The following is a 19,672-nucleotide window of genomic DNA, read 5'->3' on the forward strand; positions in this document are numbered from 1 at the left end:
CGAGCAGGCTCGCTCCTACAGTTGACCGAGTTCTACCCGCACACAGTTTTTATCCCTTCAAGGAGTACGCAGCATGACTGACACAGAATCCACAAAACCGGTGCAGGAAGAAGAGCACACCGGACTCAGCCGTCGCGGTTTTCTCGGTAGCAGCGCCGTCACCGGGGCGGTGCTGGCAGGGGCCACGACATTGGGCGGGGCGGTGTTCAGCCGCGAGTCATGGGCGGCTGCGGTCAAGGATGCGCAGGCGAAAACCCATGTCGGCCCCGGCGAGCTGGACGAATACTACGGCTTCTGGAGCGGCGGTCATCAGGGCGAAGTGCGGGTGCTGGGCGTGCCGTCGATGCGCGAGCTGATGCGTATTCCGGTGTTCAACGTCGACTCGGCCACCGGTTGGGGCCTGACCAACGAAAGCAAGCGCATCATGGGCGACAGCGCGAAGTTCCAGAATGGCGATTGCCATCACCCGCACATCTCCATGACGGACGGCAAGTACGACGGCAAGTACCTGTTCATCAACGACAAGGCCAACTCCCGTATCGCGCGCATCCGCCTGGACATCATGAAGTGCGACAAGATGCTCACGGTGCCGAACGTGCAAGCCATTCACGGCCTGCGCCTGCAAAAAGTGCCGTACACCAAGTACGTGTTCGCCAACGCCGAGTTCGTCATTCCGCACCCCAATGACGGCCACACCTTCGACCTGCAAGACAAGAACAGCTTCACCATGTTCAACGCCGTCGATGCCGAAAAAATGGAAATGGCGTTTCAGGTGATCGTCGACGGCAATCTGGACAACGCCGACATGGACTACACCGGCAAGTACGCCGCGTCCACCTGCTACAACTCGGAGAAGGCCTACGACCTCGGCGGCATGATGCGCAACGAGCGCGACTGGGTCGTGGTGTTCAACATTCCGCGCATCGAAGCCGCGATCAAGGCCGGCAAGTTCATCACCCTGGAAAACTCGAAAGTGCCGGTGGTCGACGGTCGTAAAACCGATGGCAAGGACTCCGAATTCACCCGTTACATCCCGGTGCCGAAGAACCCCCACGGCCTCAACACCTCATCCGATGGCAAGTACTTCATTGCCAACGGCAAGCTGTCGCCGACCGTATCGATGATCGCCATCGACCGCCTGGACGACCTGTTCGCCGATAAATTCAAGGACCCGCGCGAAGTCATCGCCGCCGAGCCGGAACTGGGCCTGGGCCCGTTGCACACTACCTTCGACGGTCGCGGCAACGCCTACACCACGCTGTTCATCGACAGCCAGGTGGTGAAGTGGAACATGGCGGACGCGGTACGTGCCTACAAGGGCGAGAAGGTCAATTACATCAAGCAAAAACTCGACGTGCATTACCAGCCCGGCCACAACCACGCGTCGCTGACCGAAACCAGTGAGGCGGACGGCAAATGGCTGGTGGTGTTGTGCAAGTTCTCCAAGGACCGCTTCCTGCCGACCGGGCCGCTGCACCCGGAAAACGACCAGTTGATCGATATTTCCGGCGAAGAAATGAAGCTGGTGCACGACGGCCCGGCGTTTGCCGAACCGCACGATTGCATCCTCGCGCGGCGGGATCAGATCAAGACGCAAAAAATCTGGAACCGTAACGACCCGTTCTTCGCCGCCACCGTGGAGCTGGCCAAGAAGGATGGCATCAACCTGGAGACCGACAACAAGGTGATCCGCGACGGCAATCATGTGCGGGTCTACATGACCTCCATGGCGCCGGCGTATGGCTTGACCGAGTTCACCGTCAAGCAGGGCAACGAAGTGACCGTGACCATCACCAACATCGACCAGATCGAGGACGTGTCCCACGGTTTCGTCATGACCAACCACGGCGCGAGCATGGAGATCAGCCCGCAGCAAACCTCGTCCATCACCTTCACCGCCGACAAGGCCGGCCTGCATTGGTATTACTGCAGCTGGTTCTGCCATGCGCTGCACATGGAAATGGTCGGCCGCATGAAGGTCGAGCGGGCCTGACGGTTGAGCATCGACAGGAGCGGACCGATGACCGACATCAAGGGAAACCCGATCAAGGTGATCGCGCTTGCGCTCCTGCTGATGCCCGGCAGCGTGCTGGCGGTGCAACCCATTACCACGCTGCCGTTGCGCCTTGATGCCGAGCAACGCTGGCACGTGCCGGCGGGCGAATACCGTGGCTCGTTCAGCGTCGATCAACCGATGCAGATTGTGTGCGAGCCCGGCGCAGTGTTTCAGGCGCAAGGGCAGGGCAACGGGGTGATTGTCAGCGCGCCGGACGTCGGGATCGAGGGCTGCACTTTTCTGGACTGGGGGCACGACCTCACGGCCATGAATGCGGCGGTGTTCCTCCAGCCCAAGGCGCGTGGCGCGGTGATCAAAGGCAATCGCCTGCAAGGTCAGGGATTCGGGATCTGGGTCGATGGGACTCAGGATGCGAGCCTGATCGACAACCGCATCCAGGGCGATCCGGCGATGCGTTCACAGGATCGCGGTAACGGCATTCACCTGTATGCAGTGCATGGCGCCAGGGTCATCGGCAACCAGGTGCGCGACACCCGCGATGGCATCTACATCGACACCTCCAACGGCAACCTGCTGCAAGGCAATACCCTGGAAGACCTGCGTTACGGCGTGCATTACATGTTCGCCAACGACAACCAGTTGATCGGCAACACCACCCGCCGCACCCGCACCGGCTACGCCCTGATGCAAAGCCGCAAGCTCACGGTGATCGGCAACCGCTCCGAACAGGATCAGAACTACGGCATCCTGATGAACTACATCACCTATTCGACCTTGCGCGACAACTTCGTCACCGACGTGCGCGACGGCTCGACCGGCGACAGCATGATCAGCGGCGCCGAGGGCAAGGCGCTGTTCATCTACAACTCGCTGTTCAACCGCATCGAACACAACCACTTCGAGCACAGCGCCGTGGGCATTCACCTCACCGCCGGCTCCGAAGACAACCGCATCGCCGACAACGCGTTTGTCGGCAACCAGCGCCAGGTCAAATACGTCGCCACCCGCTTGCAGGAATGGTCGGCGGATGGCCGGGGCAATTACTGGAGCGACTATCTGGGCTGGGACCGCAACAACGATGGCCTGGGCGATATCGCCTACGAACCCAACGACAACGTCGACCGCCTGCTGTGGCTGTACCCGCAGGTGCGGCTGTTGATGAACAGCCCCGGAATTGAACTGCTGCGTTGGGTGCAACGGGCGTTTCCGGTGATGAAATCGCCGGGCGTACTCGACAGCCATCCGTTGATGAAATCCACCACGCACACCCTGACCAAGGAGCCCGTCACATGAATGTCGTCGATCTGGAAGGCGTCAGCCAGCGTTATGGGCACACCACGGTGTTGCATCAGTTGAGCCTGAGCCTGGCCGAAGGCGAAGTGCTGGGTTTGTTCGGGCACAACGGCGCGGGCAAGACCACCAGCATGAAACTGGTGCTCGGTTTGCTGCAGGCCAGCGAAGGGCAGGTCAGGGTGTTTGGGCGCTTGCCCAGTGATCCGAATGTCCGGCGTCTGCTCGGCTATTTGCCGGAGAACGTGACGTTTTATCCGCAAATGAGCGGTCTGGAAACCTTGCGTCATTTCGCGCGACTCAAAGGGGCCGCGTTCGCTCAAGTGGACGGGCTGCTGGAGGAAGTTGGCCTGGCAGGGGCGGCGCATCGACGGGTCAAGACCTACTCCAAAGGCATGCGCCAACGCCTCGGGCTCGCGCAAGCGTTGCTCGGCGAACCGCGCCTGTTGCTGCTCGACGAGCCGACGGTCGGCCTCGATCCCATCGCCACTCAGGACCTGTATCGGTTGCTCGACCGTCTGCGCAGCCAGGGCACCAGCGTCATTCTCTGTTCCCACGTTTTGCCGGGGGTCGAGGCGCATATCAATCGTGCGGCGATCCTGACCCAGGGGCGTCTGCTGGCCCTCGGCAGTCTGCGCAGCCTGCGCGAGGAAGCCGGGTTGCCGACGCTGATTCGCGCCAACGGACTCAAGCATGCCGGCCCCTTGCAGGCCTCGTGGAACATCGCCGGGCATGTCACTCAACGTTGGGGCGTGGAGGGCCTGGAAGTGGCCGCGCTCAATGGCAGCAAACTGGGCCTGTTGCGCCAGTTGCTCAATGAGGATGAGCCGGCTGACGTGGAAATCACTCCACCGTCCCTGGAAGACCTCTACCGCTATTACATGGGACGGGCCGCTGCGACCCACAGTGGAGAGATTCTATGAACCCGATCTGGAACATGGCCCGCAAGGAATTCAATGACGGTTTGCGCAACCGCTGGTTGTTGGCGATCAGCCTGTTGTTCGCGGTGCTGGCCACTGGTATTGCCTGGTTGGGAGCGGCGGCCTCCGGTCAGTTGGGCTTTACCTCGGTGCCCGCGACCATCGCCAGCCTGGCCAGCCTGGCGACGTTCCTGATGCCACTGATTGCCTTGATGCTGGCGTATGACGCCATTGTCGGCGAGGACGAAAGCGGCACCTTGCTGCTGTTGTTGACCTATCCGCTGGGGCGCGGGCACATCCTGCTCGGCAAGTTCATTGGCCACGGGTTGATCCTGGCGCTGGCGACGCTGATCGGTTTCGGCTGCGCGATGCTCGCGATCGCCGTGCTGGTGGACGACGTCGAACTGAACCTGCTGCTCTGGGCTTTCGGAAGATTCATTGTGTCGTCGACGCTACTGGGCTGGGGCTTCCTGGGGCTGGCTTATGTGCTGAGCAGTGTGGCGGCCGAGAAATCCACGGCTGCCGGTTTGGCGCTGGGCGTGTGGTTCTTTTTCGTGCTGGTGTTCGACCTGGCGCTGCTCGCCCTGCTGGTGCTCAGCGAAGGGCACTTCAACCCGAAAGTGCTGCCTTGGTTGCTGCTGTTCAATCCCGCCGACCTCTATCGCTTGATCAATCTTTCCGGTTTTGACGCCGTCGCCAGTACCGCTGGCGTGCTGACCCTGGGCAGCGATTTGCCTGTGCCGGGCTCGATGCTCTGGCTCTGCCTGCTGTTGTGGGTGGCGGCGCCGTTGGGTACGGCCTGGCTGCTGTTCCGTCGACGGGCGACTTGAATTCTTACTTTGGTTTTTTGGAGCACCTGATGATGAGAACGCTTGATTGGAAGACGCTGCGCAACCTGGCGGGCCTGATGGTCTGTGTGCTGCTGACGGCGTGTGACAAACCCGTGCAAGCCAGCTACAGCGATGCCCCCAGCGCCTTTCATCCCAGTGATGAGTGCCATGTCTGCGGCATGATCATCGATGGCTTCCCCGGCCCCAAGGGTGAAGTGGTCGAGCACAGCGGCATCAAGAAATTCTGCTCCACGGCGGAAATGATCGGTTGGTGGTTGCAACCGGAAAACCATCATGGCGATGCCAGGCTGTATGTCCACGACATGGAGCACAGCCCTTGGAATTCGCCGGATGACACCCAACTGATCGATGCCAAAGATGCGTATTACGTGGTCGGCACCCGGCTCAAGGGGGCGATGGGTGTGGTGTTGGCGTCGTTCTCCAGCCAGCAGGCTGCTGAAAAACTGGCCACGGAGCAGGGCGGTCGCGTGCTGCGGTTCAGCGAGATCGATCAGTCGGTGCTGCAACAACCGGCCATGTCGCACTCGACTCATTGAACTGTCGATCCATTGAGAAAATCTGATCGCCGTCAAGTCGGTATTTTTGCATCTGTTCAAAGATAGGGTCCCGCCAGGTCCCCAGTGCTTGGCATCGACGATGCCCAGGAGAACATGATGCAAACCGAGTTTCAGGATCGTTTGGCCGTGATCACCGGCGCCAGTTCCGGGATTGGCCTGGCCTTGTGCGCGGCGCTTTTGCCGCGTGGGGTCAGGGTGTTGGCGATGTCGCGCACCGTCGGTGACTTGCCGGCCTTGCAGCAGATTTATGGTGAACGGCTGCAATGGTGTGCCGGGGACGTTACCTGCGAGGACGATCTGCAAGGGTTGGCCCGGCGGGCGGCGACGTTGGGGCGGGTGGATTATCTGGTGCCCAACGCCGGCATTGCCGAAATGGCCGACAGCCTGGACATGCCGGCCTTTCAGCGGCAATGGGCGGTCAACGGTGCGGGTGCGTTGAACACCCTGGCGGCGTTGCGCGGTGAGTTGGCGAACCCGGCGTCGGTGGTGTTTGTCGGCAGCTTCCTGACGGGGTCGAGTTTTCCCGGTCTGGCGGCCTGCATTGCCAGCAAGGCGGCATTGGCGGCGCAGGCGCGCACTTTGGCGGTGGAGTTTGCCCGTTACGATGTGCGCATCAACCTGGTTTCGCCGGGGCCGACCGCGACCTCGATGTGGGACAACCTGGGCTTGAGTGACGGTGAGCTTGACGATGTTGCTGACACGCTTGGCAAGCGTCTTTTGCCGGGGCATTTTCTTGATGCGTCTGCGGTGGCCAACGTGATTATTTTTCAGCTGTCCCAGGGGGCGCGGGGGGTTTATGGGCAGGACTGGAAGGTTGATAACGGTTATACGTTGGGCTGACGGGGGGGATCGGGGTACATATCCATTTCTGCGGTAACGGCGGCTTATGGTTTCGCTCTTACAGCGACTCACTTTTCCAAACGCCGAAAAGTAAGCAAAAGGCTTTGCCCCTGACGTACGGTGCCTCGCTAAGGCTCGGCATACCCTCGCTCCGGTCCTGCTCCGTGGGCCCGCCGCCATCGGCCATCCCTGGCCGGGGGCGGCTAACCCGGCATCCATGCCGGGTTGCCCACTGCGCAGAACCTCCACTCGGCCTCCCGACGGGGCAGATCAAAATCAAAAGCCAAAGCAAAGCAAAGCAAAGCAACAGCAGCAGACGCGGTAATTGGCCATGACACCAATCAACTGTAGGAGCCGGCTTGCTGGCGATGGCGGTGGGTCAGCCAACATATTTATTGACTGGACGAACGCCATCGCCAGCAAGCCGGCTCCTACACAGGGATTGGGTTCACACAATTCAAAATTGTAGGAGCCAGCTTGCTGGCGATGGACGTCAACGATGACGCGGGCTGTCTGAATGAACGCGTTGTCCGGTCGTTTTTCGCGGGCAAGCCTCGCTCCTACAGGGAATCGCGTTTGCTTTTGATTTCCACCACTCATCAGGTCGAGCGTTAGCTCGCCTTCCGCTTTTGATCTGAGCGCCCCCTCGAGAGGCCGAGTGGAGGTTCTGCGTAGTGGGCAACCCGGCATGGATGCCGGGTTAGCCGCCCCCGGCCATGGATGGCCGATGGCGGCGGGCCCACGGAGCAGGGCCGGAGCGAGGGCATGCCGAGCCTAGGCGAGGCACCGAACGAAAGGGGCAAGAGCCCTTGGTTACTTGGGGCTCTTCCAAGTGACTCGCCGTAAGGGCGAAACCGCCAGCCGCCATCACCAAAAAAACGGATATACACCCAACCCCAACCCCAACCCCAACCCCAACCCCAACCCCAACCCCAACCCCAACCCCAACCCCAACCCCAACCCCTAATGCGAAGTCCCCTCCACAAACTCGATCTTGTTGCCAACGTTGTACTTGCCCGACGGCTTGTTCATCGGGATACGCTTGATCTCCTCAAGCGTGTCACTGTCATAAACAATCAGCGCCCCATCAGTGGCCCAAATACTCAGCAGCAAGTGCCGACCATCGCGAGTGAACTCGACGTGCGCCGCCGTCTTGCCAGGCATCGGACGCAAGGTACGGGCGATTTCCAGAGTCTGTTTGTCGATCAAATGAATCGCATCGTTGTCCGGCCCGAAGAACACATCCGTCCAGGCATACCGCGAATTGACGTGACTGCGCATGAAAAACCCCGGCCCCAGCGTCGGGATTTCCTTGATCAGCTTCCAGGTCTTGAAATCGATGACCGAGATCAGCCCCTTGCTGATGTTCGGCGTGGCAAACACCCACTGACCGTTGCGTTTCCAATAGGTCCCGGACCCCAGGTGCGGCATGCCCGGCAACGGAATGTCGGTGACCACCTTGCCACTGTCGAGGTCGATCACCTGACCACCTTTGGCCTTGCGCGACGTGGCCAGCAACTGCTTGTAGTCCGGTGAAAAGGAAAAGTCGTCGAGCATGTCCTCAGCCTCGATCCGTCGCGGCTCGAAGTCCGGAGTCCCGGCGCTCGACAGTTCCCAGACCTCCTTCACGTCCTTGAGCGCGACGATGAAACTGTCCCGTGGCGGCGCGGTGTAGACCGCGCTGACCCGTGACGCCGTGCCGTCCCGGCCGATGGCTGGAATGGTCTTGACCAGCGACAGATCGCGGGCATCCAGCACGACAAGATTGCCCGGCAAATAGTTACCCACCAACACCCAGCGACCATCCTTGCTCACCGCCAGGTTCCGGGTGTTGAGCCCGGCGCGGACCTCGGCGATCAGCTTCAGGTTGTGCAGGTCGTACAGGCTGACCCAGCCATCGCGCGAGGCGACGTAGACGAAGCGCCCGTCGGGTGAGAACTTCGGCCCGCCATGCACGGCAAAGTGCGAGGTAAACCGCGCCAGCACTTCGAAACGATCGCCGTCGAGGATGTTGATGTGGTGATCGCCAGCTTCCACCACCACGAACAGGTTCAGCGGATCGGCGCCATGCTGGGGCGTGGAGGGCAGCTTGCTGATGTCGGCGAGCATCGAGTGACTGCCGCGAATCTCGTCGTTGCTCCAGGTCGGCGGGGTGGCGGGCGGTTGCTGAAGGTAGCTCACCAGCGCGTCGATCTGCGCCGGGTTGAACACGTTGGCAAACCCGGCCATCTGGCTTGCGGGGCGGCCGTTCTGGATCACGCTGCGGATTTCATCGGGTTTGATCCGGCTCAGACTCTCTGGCAACAACGCCGGCCCGGTACCGCCGAAACGGTTGGCGCCATGGCAGCTTTGGCAATGCTGGCGGTAGTCGTTCGCGGCGTGTTCAAGTGCCGGATCAGCGGCGCCAGCGACAGCACTGACCCATAACAACGGCAGCAGCAGCCCGCGCTTCATAGCGCCACCTTGCCGTGCCGTTGCAACGCCTGGACAGGATAAAAACGCGCCGGGTATTCCATCGGTTGTGCAGCGAACAGATCGACCACCTTGCCAATCACCGTCAGCGTCGGAATACCGGGCGGGCACTCCAGCGCCAACGTCGGCAGTTGGTGCAACAAACCACGGGCAACGTGCTGGTCGGGTCGCGTGCCGTTGCTGATCAGCGCTGCCGGTGTGTCGGCCGACAACCCGGCCTCGATCAGGTGCTTAGCGATAACCCCGAGGTTCGATAAGCCCATGTAAAACACCAGGGTCTGGCTGCTGTCGGCCAGATCGCGCCAAGGCAGTTTCAACTCGCCGTCGTGTTGCAAGTGGCCGGTGATGAATCGACAGGAGTTGACCAGGTCCCGGTGCGTCAGCGGGATGCCGGCGTAAGCGCTGCACCCGGACGCGGCGGTGATGCCCGGCACCACCTGGCAGTCGATGTTGCGCTGCAGCAGATACTGCAACTCCTCGGCGCCGCGACCGAAGATGAACGGGTCGCCACCCTTGAGCCGGACCACGCGTTGCCCTTGCTCGGCGAGGTCGGCCAGCAGCTCGTTGATTTGTTCCTGGGGCAGGCTGTGGCAGCCGCTGGCCTTGCCGACGTAATGCCGGGCGCAAGTGAGGGGGATCAGCGTCAGCAGGTCGGGGCTGATCAGACGGTCGTAAACCACGGCGTCGGCCTGCATCAACAGGCTCCAGGCGCGCAGGGTCAGCAGGCGTGGATCGCCGGGGCCCGCGCCGACCAGGGCGACTTCGCCCGGTCTGAACAGGGACGCAAGTGCGGCCGGTAAAATAATCGATGGGTACATGGGACGTCCTTGGTTCTTCATCAGGTTGGCCGGGGCTTGCCAGGCGGATGCTTCAGTGCATGACGCAAGGGATTGTCGTGATGGGCGGCACACCGATTTCTTCATCGCTGAGGTGGCAACCGGGGTCCTGCCCCCACAGATCGCCTTCGGCCCAGGCGCGGGTTCGGGTGTTGCCGTTGCAGATGTCCAGCCAGCGGCATTGGCCACAGCGGCCGCCGACGGCGCGCGGATGCGCCCGCAGCTGTTGCAACAAAGTGTCCGGCCGGTCCAGCCAGAGCGTGCGAAACGGCGTGTGCCGCACGTTGCCCACCGAGTGCTGCCACCAATAGGTGTCCGGGTGCACTTCGCCGGTGTTGTCGATGTTGGCGATGCCGCTGCCCGAGGCATTGCCGCCCCAGGCGCGCAGCATGTGCTCCAGTCGCGGGTAATGTTCGGGCAGATGCAGCCCCACCCATTGCAGCAACAGCACTGCGTCGGCATCGTTGTTGCCGCTGACGAAATCGCTGTCGCGACCCTGCGCGATGTCTTCCCAGGCGCGTTCGAAAATCTGCGTCATCGCCTCGCGGCTCATCTGTTGCCGGGCGTCGAGCTGGCGGCTGCGTTTGCCGCGACCGCTGTAGTTGAGGTGTGACAGGTAAAACTTTTGCACGTCGTACTCGCGCATCAGCGCCAGCAATTGGGGAAGCTGCGTATGGTTTTCCTGGGTCAGGGTGGTGCGCAGGCCGACCCGAATACCTTGTTCGCGACAAAGGCGGATCGCCCGCATGGAACTGGCAAAACTGCCCTTGAGTTGGCGGAAGGCGTCATGGGTGGCTTCCAGTCCATCGATGCTGATCCCGACATAGTCGAAATTCGCCGCACGGATCTGCGTGATGTTGTGCTCATCGATCAGCGTGCCGTTGGTGGACAAGGCAACAAAGAAACCCTTGGCGCGGGCATAGGCGCTGAGCACAAACAGATCATCGCGCAGCAGCGGTTCACCGCCGGACAGGATGAGCACCTTCACCCCGGCAGCGCGCAGATCATCGATCACGCTCAGTGCGGCGGGCGTATCCAGTTCATCGCGAAAAACGCTGTCGGCCGAGGTTGCGTAGCAGTGTTTGCAAGTCAGGTTGCAGCGCCGCAGCAGGTTCCAGATCACCACGGGCGGCCGGTTGCTGCCCGGTGGGCTGGTTCTGGGGGCGGGCGCCTGGCCGGCCAGCGCACGCAGGTATTGGCTGATCCTTAACATGCAACTCTCCTTGAGTCGGCGCGCCTTCAGTGCGTTGCGGGTGGCAGGCGCAATCCGGTTTTTTCAGGATGCGGCTGCTCACCAGCATCTCGTCGGCGGCACAGGCATCGCCCAGCAAGTAGCGCAGGTGTTCGCGGTAGCTGTCGATTTCCTCGCTGCTGCGACCGTGCACCATGGCAAACAGGTTGTAGCGCCAGTCCTCACGGCGCGGGCGTCGATAGCAATGGCTGACGAAGGGCTGCGCACCGATCAGCGCACCGAGGCGCGGCATGTCGGCGTCGCGCACATCCCAGACCGTCATGCCGTTGTAGCGATAACCCAGGCGATAGTGGTTGGGGACGGCGGCGATGCGCCGGATGGCGCCCTCTGCCTGCAAGCGCTTGAGCAAGTCCAGGGTGGATTCGATGCTCAAGTCCAGCTGCTCGGCGAGCCAGGCCCAAGGGTCGTCCAGTAAGGGCAGGCCGGTCTGGGTCAGCTCGATCAGGCGATGGGCCAGGGTGTCTTCAGACCGGGAAATACAAACCGACATGGTAGGTCTCCTCTTTGGGCAGATTCAGCAGCGGCAAGCCGGTCAGGGATTCAATGCGCTGCAGGGTCTCGGCAATGCCTTGTTCGGTCGGGCAACCGAGCACAAACCACATGTTCCAGGGGTGTTCGCGTCGATAGTTGTGGGCCACTTCCGGCAGGGCGTGCAGTTGTTCGGCGACGTCTTCGAAGCGTTCTTCCGGCACCGCCAGCGCCGCGAGCGTGAAGGCACCGCCCAGCCGTTCAATGTCGAACATCGGGCCGAAGCGCGTGAGTACGCCGTCTTCCAGCAGTGCGTGGAGCCGATCGAGCAGTTCGCTGCTGCTGCTTTGCAGTTCGGCGGCCAGTACTTTCCAGGGATGGCGCACCAGCGGCAGGCCCAATTGCAAGCGGTTGATCAGTCGACGGTCGAGGTCATCCACGGTCGGAGGCTCCTGTTGATGAAGGCGCAAAGCGCCCGCCGCATTGTTTGAAGGCGTGGGTGCTGAACAGCAGTTGGTGGGGCAGGTCGCTCAGCAGGTGTTCTTCGAGCAGCGCCTGAATGTGCGCCGCGACTTGATCGCGTTGGCGACCGTGAACCATGCAGAACAGGTTGTATCGCCAGTCAGGCAGGCGTCGCGGCCGCTGATAGCAGAGGGTGATGCCGGGCGCTCGCCCCAGGCGCTGGCCGACTTCGTCGATCAACGCGTCCGGAATGTCCAGCACCAGCATTGCGTTGGCGGTAAAGCCCAGTGCGCGATGGTTGAGCACCAGGCCAACCCGGCGGAACAACCCTTGTTCGTGCCACTGGTGCATTTGCGCGAGCACCTGGTTTTCCTCGGCGTTGACCCGTTCGGCGAGTGCCTGATAAGGACGCGAGACCAGCGGCAACCCGCCTTCCAGGTGCCGACGCAGGGCCAGTGCCTGTTTGGGATTCAATGGCGCTTTCATCGGCTTTCTCCCAGGGCAAAGCCGAGGTCGATGCGGTAAGCGGTCAACATCGGCAGGTCCAGTGGGGTGAGGCCGGTGTCGTGCTCCAGTTCTTCGAGAATGCGCTCGATGTGTTGGCGATCGGGCCCGGTCAACACAAACCACAGGTTGTAGTGATGCTCGCGCGCATAGTTGTGATTGACCTCGGGGTACTGGCTGACGCGCTCGGCGACCTGATGCAGGCGTTCGGCGGGCACGGCGAGGGCGGCGAGGGTGCTGGCGCCGGCACGGCTGTGGTCGAACACCGGGCCGATCCGCGACAAGGCCCCGGCCAGTTCCAGGCGTTGCAGGCAGGCGATCACTTGCGACTCGCTGCAACCCAACACCTGGGCCATTTCACGATAAGGTTCCGGACACAGCGGCATGCCATGCTGGAAGCGATCGATCAGTTGGCAGGCAAGCAGGTCGAGGTCCATTTCAATAGCCCATTTTTTGTGCGCGGCTGCTGAAGAAGATGCCGCTCGGTGCAGTGGCCGGCAGGGTGCTCAGCTGTTTCAGGCTGTACGGGTCCCAGATCTGTACCTGATTGCCGTCGCGTAACGACAGCCACAGCTGATCGCCGCGCGCGGTGAATTCCATGTGCAGCACCGCCGGGCCCGGTCGCAGGTCGGCGACCACGGCGTGGGTTTCGGTGTCGATCACCTGGACCCGATCGTTGTCCGGGTAGGCGAAATTGACCCACAGTTGCCGACCGTCCGGGCGCGAGGTGACGAACACCGGTTGGCCGGCCACGGGGATCACGGCGCTCTGCTGCCAGGTGCGCGAATCCATCACCAACACTTGATGGCGACCGACAGCGGGGACGAAGGCCTGATGGTCGGCGACGGCCCAGCCCTCAAGGTGCGGCATTTTGTAGACCGGCAGTTTTGCCTGGCCGCGTCCGTAATCACCGAGCACCCGCTTTACCCCACGCTCTGGATGCCAGAGGTCGAGTTGCGCCATGCCGTCTTCGCCGAACAGGCCGGCCATGTAGTAGCGCCCGTCCGGGGTGATCAGCGCGTCGTAGGGTTGCTCGCCGATGTCGGTGAAGCGGCTGATCTGCGGGGTGGTACCCTGGCTGAAATCCAGGGTCCAGATCTCGCCGGTGTCGAACAGGCTGAACACAAAACGCTGGCCAGGCGCGTCGACCAGGCCGACCACACGGGAACGCTTGCTGCCATCGGCCAGCGGGGTGGCGGGAATGTCGGCCACCAGCTGTAAGGTCTGCGCATCAAAAACCTTGACCCCGCCCGGCACATAGTTGGAGACCGCGATCAGCTTGCCGTCCTGACTGATGGCGCCGCCGATGCTGTTGCCGCCCTGGATCACTCGGTGATCGATGCGTCGGGTCAGCAGGTCGATCTTGCTCAGACCGCCGTCGCGGCCGAACACATAGGCATAGCGCTGGTCGCGGGAGAACACCACCGAGGCGTGGGACAGGTCGCCCAACCCTTCGAGCCGGGCCAGCGAAGTGCGGTTGTCGCTTTCGATGATTTGCAGGCTGCCGGTGGCGCGTTCCACCACCACGCCCAAGTCGCCGGTGCCACGCAAGGGTGGCTGAGCGCAGGCGGACAATAACAGCCCGGTCGCCGCTGACAGCAGGATTGAACGGATCATGGTGCGGGATATCCCTGGAGAAGAAGATCGATCAGCCAACGGATGTCGGCGGTGCTGAGCAGCGGGGCCCAACCGGGCATCGCGGTGCCGGGCCGGCCATGGGTGACGGTGGCGATCAGGCTGTCCCTGGACTTGCCCGCCAGCGCTGTGCGGGTCAGTTCGGGGCCGAGGCCGCCGGTCATGTGCAGCCCATGGCAGGCGCCGCAGTCCTGGGCCAGCAGGTGTTCGAGTTGCGCCTGACGCTGGGCGTCGGGCGCGGCAACCGTGGTTGCGCAAATGAGGAGGAGGGCCGCCAGAACCAGAGCCTTTCGATAAATCATCATGGCGCCCTCCAGGCGGTTATTTGAGTGTCAGGACCCAGGTCGCGAGAATCTTCGCTTCCTCATCCGTGACCGGGTTTGCCGGCATCGGCATCGGTCCCCAATTGCCCTGTGTGCCGTTTTTGATATGACTGGCCAGGGTGTCCGCGGCCCCGGCTACGCCCGCATTCTTGGCTGCTACATCCTTGAGTGCCGGGCCGACCAGTTTGGTGTCGATGGAGTGGCAGGCGGCGCAGGGTTTGCTTTTGAACAGCTCCAGCGCGTCCTGGGCCATGGCCGGTTGCACGCTCAGCGCAGCGGTCAGGGCGAACAGTGAAAGCAGAGTATTTTTCATGGTGTTTCCTTGCATTGATGGAGCTCAATAGATGTCGTGTTGGGTGTTGTAGACGTTGAACTTTCCGGTGGGTGTGATCAGTCGTTTGTCCTTGATGACTGACTTGAGCTTCAGGGTTTTATCGTCGATCACCACCAGCGCCGATTCGTCGGCCTGACCGCTCCACACGGAGAACCAGACTTCATCGCCGGCCTTGTTGTATTCCGGTTGCACGACGCGCATCGCCCCTTGCTTGATGCCCGCGTATTCGGCGATGGGCAGCACGGTATAGCCGGCGTCGAGCTTGTCGATGTTGAACACCGCCACCGACTGACTGAGTTTTGCGTCCGGGTTGAGGGTGGTGTCGACGTACAGGTGACGGGAGTTGGGGTGGGTCTTGATGAACAGCGATCCACCGCCCTGGCCCTTGATCGAGGCGACCTGTTTCCAGGCGTATTGCGCGTGTTTGACCGGGTCGGTGCCGATCAGCGAGATGCCTTCGTCGCCCAGGTGGCTGGTGGCCCAGACCGGCCCGTAGGTCGGGTGGTCGAAGTTGGCGCCGCGCCCAGGGTGCGGGGTTTTGCCGACGTCCACGAGCGCGGTCAACTTGCGCTCCTTGGAGTCGATCACGGCGACTTTGTTGGAGTTGTTGGCGGCGGTCATGAAGTAGCGGTGCGTGCTGTCCCAACCGCCGTCATGCAGGAACGGCGCGGCGTCGATGGAGGTGACGGTGAGGTTCTTGATGTCCTGGTAATTGACCAGCATGACCTTGCCGGTTTCCTTGACGTTGACGATGAACTCCGGCCATTCGTGGGACGCAATGATCGCCGCGACCCTCGGCTCAGGGTGATATTCCTGCTTGTCGACGGTCATGCCGCGTGTCGAGACGATCTGCTTCGGCTCCAGGGTTTCGCCGTCCATGATGGTGAACTGCGGCGGCCAATAGGAACCGGCGATGGTGTACTTGTCTTCGTAGCCCTTGAATTTGGAGGTCTCGACCGAGCGCGCTTCGATACCCACTTTGACTTCGGCGACCTTGGTCGGCTCCACCGGCCACAGGTCGATCATGTCGATCCGGGCGTCGCGGCCAATCACCAGCAAGTAGCGGCCCGAGGCGGAGATCCGCGAGATGTGCACCGCATAACCGGTCTCGATCAGCTTGACGATTTTCTTGCTGTCGCCGTCGATCAGGGCAATCTTGCCGTCATCGCGCAACGTCACCGAAAACAGGTTGGGCAGGTCAAGTTTGCTCAGTTGTTTTTTCGGACGATCCTCGGGTTTGACCAGCACCTTCCAGGTTTTCAGCGTCTCGGCCATGCCCCATTCCGGTGGTGTCGGCGGCGTGTGCTGAACGAACTTCGCCATGGCCGTGATTTGCTCCTTGGTCAGGGCATTTGATGTCCCCCAGTTCGGCATGCCTGCCGGTGAACCGTAGGTAATCAAGGCCTCCAGGAACGGTTGCCCGCGTGACTGGGTGATGTCCGGGGTCAGCGGCTTGCCGGTCGCCCCTTTGCGCAGCACGCCGTGACAGCCGGCGCAGCGCTGGAAGTAGATTTCCTTGGATGAATCGAACTCGGCCCGGCTCATGTCGGGAGCGCCAGCGGTTTTGACCATGGGCGGTGAGGCGGCGGGCTCGTTGGCTCTGGCTGCGTGAGACACCGCAAAGGCCAGTGTCGAACACAGGGTGGCGACGGTCAGAGCAAACGTTTTTCTATTGCTGATCAGCATTCCATTTCTCCTCAGGCAAGACCTTTGCGATGCGCTGGAACGACAGCGCAGGACGCAGGTTCTTAGTGCGCTGCAAGGCTATGCCCGAGCAGGCCAATGCCCGCTTGACGGCGATCAAGTTTGTCGGCCATGTCACTTGCCAGGTTGTCGCAGGGGTCCGTAGCGTGTCCCTCAATTCTGTTGTTGAATCAGGTGCCCCATGGACCATCTCCCGTCTGGCGAACACAAGGCCGAACCCTTCTACCAACCGCTCAACAATGAGGAGGCGCTGTTCGAGCAGGCCTGGCAACACGGCATGCCGGTGCTGATCAAGGGGCCGACCGGTTGCGGCAAAACCCGTTTCGTCCAGCACATGGCGCATCGGTTGAACTTGCCGCTGTACACCGTGGCGTGCCACGACGACCTGAGCGCGGCTGACTTGATCGGTCGCCATCTGATCGGTGCCCAGGGCACCTGGTGGCAGGACGGACCGCTGACCCGCGCTGTGCGTGAAGGCGGCATCTGTTATCTCGACGAAGTGGTCGAGGCGCGCCAGGACACCGTGGTGGTGTTGCATCCGCTGGCCGACGATCGTCGCGAGTTGTTCCTGGAGCGCACCGGCGAGGTGTTGCAGGCGCCGCCGTCCTTCATGCTGGTGGTGTCCTACAACCCCGGTTACCAGAACCTGCTCAAAGGCATGAAACCCAGTACCCGACAACGCTTCGTGGCGATGCGTTTCGATTACCCGCCGGTGGCCGATGAGGAGCGCATTGTTGCCCGCGAGGCTCAGGTGGACAGCGCGCTGGCAGCGCAAGTGGTCAGGCTGGGGCAGGCGCTACGCCGGCTCGATCAGCATGATCTGGAGGAAGTCGCTTCGACGCGGTTGCTGATTTTCACCGCACGAATGATCCGCGCCGGCATGAGCCCGCGTGAGGCGTGCATGGCCTGCCTGGCTGAACCATTGAGCGACGATCCGCTGACCGTTGCGGCGCTGATGGACGTGGTTGATGTCCACTTCGGTTGAGCCCGGCGGCGTCGCGCCCAGGCATTTGCCGGGCGATCTGGCGATGTGGTTTTTCATTCTCGCCGAGCTGTCGGTGTTTGCCATTCTGATTCTGGCGTTCGCCGTGACCCAGGCGCTCAAGCCGCAGCTGTTCAGCGAAAGCCGTCTGTTGCTGAACACGTCGACCGGTCTGGCGATGACCCTGAGCCTGCTGACCGCCGGGCTGTTCGCGGCGCTGGCGCAGGCGCAAGTCAGGCGCTCACGGCCTCGCCACGGTGCTGTCTGGCTGTTGGCCGCGTTGTTCGTCGCCAGTGTCTATGTGGTGTTGAAAGTCACCGAGTACCGACACTTGCTGGGCTCGGGGCTGGGGATGGAGCACAACACGTTTTTCACGCTGTACTGGATCCTCACCGGGTTTCATTTTCTTCATGTGTTGCTTGGCATGTTCATCCTCGGATGGCTGGCCGAGCGTTGCCGTCGTGGGTTGTACGACGCCAGTAATCGCAGCGGATTTGAATCCGGCGTGTTGTATTGGCACATGGTTGATCTGATCTGGGTGGTGTTGTTTCCGCTGGTTTACGTGCTGGGTTGATGAGGTTTTCATGTCTGCTTCCAGGTTCTTGTTTGTCTGCTGGGCAGCGCTGGCCACGCTGAGCGTAAGCACTGTGTTGCTGGCGCAGTCGGGTGCGACAGGGGTGTTGTCCGTGGCCATTTTGCTGGTGGCGGTCGTCAAGGCCTGGTTGATTACTGATGGCTTTATGGAAATGCGCCATGCGCCGCGATTGTGGCGTCGGTTGTTGGTGAGTTGGGCGTTGGTGTTGGCGGTGGTTGTGGGGGGGATGTTGGTGGTGGTTGATTGAGTACATATCCGTTTCTGTGGTGATGGCGGCTATTGGTTTCGCCCTTACGGCGAGTCACTTGGAAAAGCCCCAAGTAACCAAGGGCTCTTGCCCCTTTCGTTCGGTGCCTCGCCTAGGCTCGGCATGCCCTCGCTCCGGTCCTGCTCCGTGGGCCCGCCGCCATCGGCCATCCCTGGCCGGGGGCGGCTAACCCGGCATCCATGCCGGGTTGCCCACTGCGCAGAACCTCCACTCGGCCTCTCGAGGGGGCGCTCAGATCAAAAGCTGAAGGCGAGCTAACGCTCGGCCTGATGAGTGGTGAAAGTCAAAAGCGTACGCCGATCCCTGTAGGAGCCGGCTTGCTGGCGATAGCGGTGGGTCAGTTAGCGTATGTATTGGCTGGGCAGACGCCATCGCCAGCAAGCCGGCTCCTACAGGGGAGCGGTGTACATGTCCGGAATGAGTGAACACATCAAAGAAGGACAACGCGGACAACTGAAGAGCCAGGTCGGCTTTCAGGCCGCCTCGGCGGCTGTGGCGGTAGTCGCCCCCTCGAGAGGCCGAGTGGAGGTTCTGCGCAGTGGGCAACCCGGCATGGATGCCGGGTTAGCCGCCCCCGGCCATGGATGGCCGATGGCGGCGGGCCCACGGAGCAGGACCGGAGCGAGGGCATGGCGAGCCTAGGCGAGGCACCGAACGAAAGGGGCAAAAGCGCTTTGGTTACTTTCGCGCTTTTCGAAAGTGACTCGCCGTAAGGGCGAAACCAATACCAGCCATCACCGCAAAAACGGATATGCCCCCCCCCTTCAAAAAAACAAACCACCTGACACAAAAACGCTCCCGCATTCGATCTGCGCCATCGGCAATACCCGAGCAAAACCATCGGAGTTTCTTGATCGCCATCAAGCAGGTTTCAACCCTTCGCTTCCTATCATGGACGGGCCAAGCAAAGAGGAAGCGACCATGTCAGAGACCTTCACCAAAGGCATGGCCAGGAACATCTACTTCGGGGGAAGCATCTTCTTCTTCCTGGTATTCCTGGCCTTGACCTACCACACGGAACAGACCTTCCCGGTGCGCAGTAACGAAGCGCAGTTAACCGAATCAGTGATTCGCGGCAAAACAGTCTGGGAGCAAAACAACTGCATCGGCTGCCACACGCTGCTGGGCGAGGGCGCCTACTTTGCGCCTGAGCTGGGCAACGTCTTTCAGCGGCGCGGCGGGGAGCAGGGCTTCAAACCTTTCCTGCATGCCTGGATGAAAATGCAGCCGCTGGGCGTACCGGGCCGGCGCGCGATGCCTCAGTTCAAATTGAGTGACCAGGAGGTGGATGACATCGCCGAGTTCCTCAAATGGAGCTCGAACATCAACACCAATGGCTGGCCGCCAAACAAGGAGGGCTGA

Annotated in this window: 20 protein-coding genes and 1 pseudogene; 10 read left to right on the forward strand and 11 right to left on the reverse strand. The window is 61.7% G+C overall.

Translation table 11 applies throughout. The features are described from left to right. Positions 1-73 precede the first annotated feature (73 nt). The 6 genes from nosZ to K5R88_RS01265 all read left to right on the forward strand — a co-directional run bounded on the left by nosZ (position 74) and on the right by K5R88_RS01265 (position 6,475). Positions 74-1,993: a TAT-dependent nitrous-oxide reductase gene (nosZ, locus tag K5R88_RS01240; protein WP_008037454.1), complete on the forward strand. Its 1,920-nt coding sequence runs from the start codon at positions 74-76 to the stop codon at positions 1,991-1,993. Between the two features lie 27 nt (positions 1,994-2,020). Then, positions 2,021-3,310, forward strand: coding sequence for a nitrous oxide reductase family maturation protein NosD (locus K5R88_RS01245; protein WP_008032076.1), 1,290 nt, complete (start codon positions 2,021-2,023; stop codon positions 3,308-3,310). Continuing rightward, positions 3,307-4,230 (forward strand): ABC transporter ATP-binding protein, encoded by a 924-nt coding sequence (locus tag K5R88_RS01250; protein ID WP_008037453.1) that lies wholly within the window; start codon positions 3,307-3,309, stop codon positions 4,228-4,230. Before K5R88_RS01245 ends, K5R88_RS01250 begins: the two co-directional genes overlap by 4 nt. Beyond that, positions 4,227-5,057 carry an ABC transporter permease gene (locus tag K5R88_RS01255; protein ID WP_008037452.1) on the forward strand — a complete coding sequence of 277 codons (831 nt, stop codon included), beginning with the start codon at positions 4,227-4,229 and terminating at the stop codon, positions 5,055-5,057. The genes K5R88_RS01250 and K5R88_RS01255 overlap by 4 nt, the downstream gene beginning before the upstream one ends. 32 nt (positions 5,058-5,089) lie before the next feature. After that, positions 5,090-5,614 (forward strand): nitrous oxide reductase accessory protein NosL, encoded by a 525-nt coding sequence (locus tag K5R88_RS01260; protein ID WP_008037451.1) that lies wholly within the window; start codon positions 5,090-5,092, stop codon positions 5,612-5,614. 117 nt (positions 5,615-5,731) lie between these two features. Beyond that, positions 5,732-6,475, forward strand: a complete 744-nt coding sequence (locus K5R88_RS01265) for an SDR family NAD(P)-dependent oxidoreductase (RefSeq protein WP_008032084.1) — start codon at positions 5,732-5,734, stop codon at positions 6,473-6,475. 963 nt (positions 6,476-7,438) lie between these two features. Here the strand turns inward: K5R88_RS01265 and K5R88_RS01270 are convergent. The 11 genes and pseudogenes from K5R88_RS01270 to nirS form a co-directional block, all read right to left on the reverse strand. Then, a complete protein-coding gene (locus K5R88_RS01270) occupies positions 7,439-8,929 on the reverse strand; it encodes a cytochrome D1 domain-containing protein (RefSeq protein WP_223453065.1) in 1,491 nt (496 codons plus the stop codon). After that, positions 8,926-9,765 (reverse strand): uroporphyrinogen-III C-methyltransferase, encoded by an 840-nt coding sequence (gene cobA, locus K5R88_RS01275; protein WP_223556958.1) that lies wholly within the window; start codon positions 9,763-9,765, stop codon positions 8,926-8,928. Before cobA ends, K5R88_RS01270 begins: the two co-directional genes overlap by 4 nt. A gap of 52 nt (positions 9,766-9,817) precedes the next feature. Continuing rightward, positions 9,818-10,996 (reverse strand): heme d1 biosynthesis radical SAM protein NirJ, encoded by a 1,179-nt coding sequence (gene nirJ, locus K5R88_RS01280; RefSeq protein ID WP_226299013.1) that lies wholly within the window; start codon positions 10,994-10,996, stop codon positions 9,818-9,820. Positions 10,997-11,022: 26 nt separating this feature from the next. Beyond that, a pseudogene (ahbB, locus tag K5R88_RS30770) lies at positions 11,023-11,525 on the reverse strand (siroheme decarboxylase subunit beta). Continuing rightward, positions 11,500-11,943 (reverse strand): Lrp/AsnC family transcriptional regulator, encoded by a 444-nt coding sequence (locus K5R88_RS01290; RefSeq protein WP_008034421.1) that lies wholly within the window; start codon positions 11,941-11,943, stop codon positions 11,500-11,502. Before K5R88_RS01290 ends, ahbB (K5R88_RS30770) begins: the two are co-directional and overlap by 26 nt. Beyond that, the gene (ahbB, locus tag K5R88_RS01295) at positions 11,936-12,451 is read right to left on the reverse strand and encodes a siroheme decarboxylase subunit beta (protein WP_226299014.1); all 516 of its coding nucleotides are present in this window, start codon (positions 12,449-12,451) and stop codon (positions 11,936-11,938) included. Before ahbB (K5R88_RS01295) ends, K5R88_RS01290 begins: the two co-directional genes overlap by 8 nt. After that, the gene (locus tag K5R88_RS01300; RefSeq protein WP_226299015.1) at positions 12,448-12,906 is read right to left on the reverse strand and encodes an Lrp/AsnC family transcriptional regulator; all 459 of its coding nucleotides are present in this window, start codon (positions 12,904-12,906) and stop codon (positions 12,448-12,450) included. Before K5R88_RS01300 ends, ahbB (K5R88_RS01295) begins: the two co-directional genes overlap by 4 nt. Position 12,907: 1 nt before the next feature. Next, positions 12,908-14,086 carry a cytochrome D1 domain-containing protein gene (locus tag K5R88_RS01305; protein ID WP_226299016.1) on the reverse strand — a complete coding sequence of 393 codons (1,179 nt, stop codon included), beginning with the start codon at positions 14,084-14,086 and terminating at the stop codon, positions 12,908-12,910. Continuing rightward, on the reverse strand, positions 14,083-14,409 hold the full coding sequence (locus K5R88_RS01310) for a c-type cytochrome (RefSeq protein ID WP_226299017.1): 327 nt from the start codon (positions 14,407-14,409) through the stop codon (positions 14,083-14,085). The genes K5R88_RS01305 and K5R88_RS01310 overlap by 4 nt, the downstream gene beginning before the upstream one ends. 16 nt (positions 14,410-14,425) lie before the next feature. Further along, a complete protein-coding gene (locus K5R88_RS01315; RefSeq protein ID WP_008043673.1) occupies positions 14,426-14,740 on the reverse strand; it encodes a c-type cytochrome in 315 nt (104 codons plus the stop codon). A 24-nt stretch (positions 14,741-14,764) separates the two neighbouring features. Next, on the reverse strand, positions 14,765-16,333 hold the full coding sequence (nirS, locus tag K5R88_RS01320; protein ID WP_223413864.1) for a nitrite reductase: 1,569 nt from the start codon (positions 16,331-16,333) through the stop codon (positions 14,765-14,767). 313 nt (positions 16,334-16,646) lie between these two features. Between nirS and K5R88_RS01325 the strand changes: the two genes are divergently transcribed. The 4 genes from K5R88_RS01325 to K5R88_RS01340 all read left to right on the forward strand — a co-directional run bounded on the left by K5R88_RS01325 (position 16,647) and on the right by K5R88_RS01340 (position 19,672). Continuing rightward, positions 16,647-17,450, forward strand: coding sequence for a CbbQ/NirQ/NorQ/GpvN family protein (locus tag K5R88_RS01325; RefSeq protein ID WP_008043675.1), 804 nt, complete (start codon positions 16,647-16,649; stop codon positions 17,448-17,450). Next, positions 17,434-18,021: a cytochrome c oxidase subunit 3 family protein gene (locus tag K5R88_RS01330; protein WP_223413824.1), complete on the forward strand. Its 588-nt coding sequence runs from the start codon at positions 17,434-17,436 to the stop codon at positions 18,019-18,021. Before K5R88_RS01325 ends, K5R88_RS01330 begins: the two co-directional genes overlap by 17 nt. A gap of 10 nt (positions 18,022-18,031) precedes the next feature. Next, positions 18,032-18,289 carry a cytochrome C oxidase subunit IV family protein gene (locus K5R88_RS01335; RefSeq protein ID WP_008043677.1) on the forward strand — a complete coding sequence of 86 codons (258 nt, stop codon included), beginning with the start codon at positions 18,032-18,034 and terminating at the stop codon, positions 18,287-18,289. A gap of 942 nt (positions 18,290-19,231) precedes the next feature. Next, on the forward strand, positions 19,232-19,672 hold the full coding sequence (locus tag K5R88_RS01340) for a c-type cytochrome (RefSeq protein WP_008029662.1): 441 nt from the start codon (positions 19,232-19,234) through the stop codon (positions 19,670-19,672).

This window comes from Pseudomonas sp. MM213 (genome assembly GCF_020423045.1).
In the GTDB taxonomy this organism is placed as follows: Bacteria; Pseudomonadota; Gammaproteobacteria; order Pseudomonadales; family Pseudomonadaceae; genus Aquipseudomonas; species Aquipseudomonas migulae.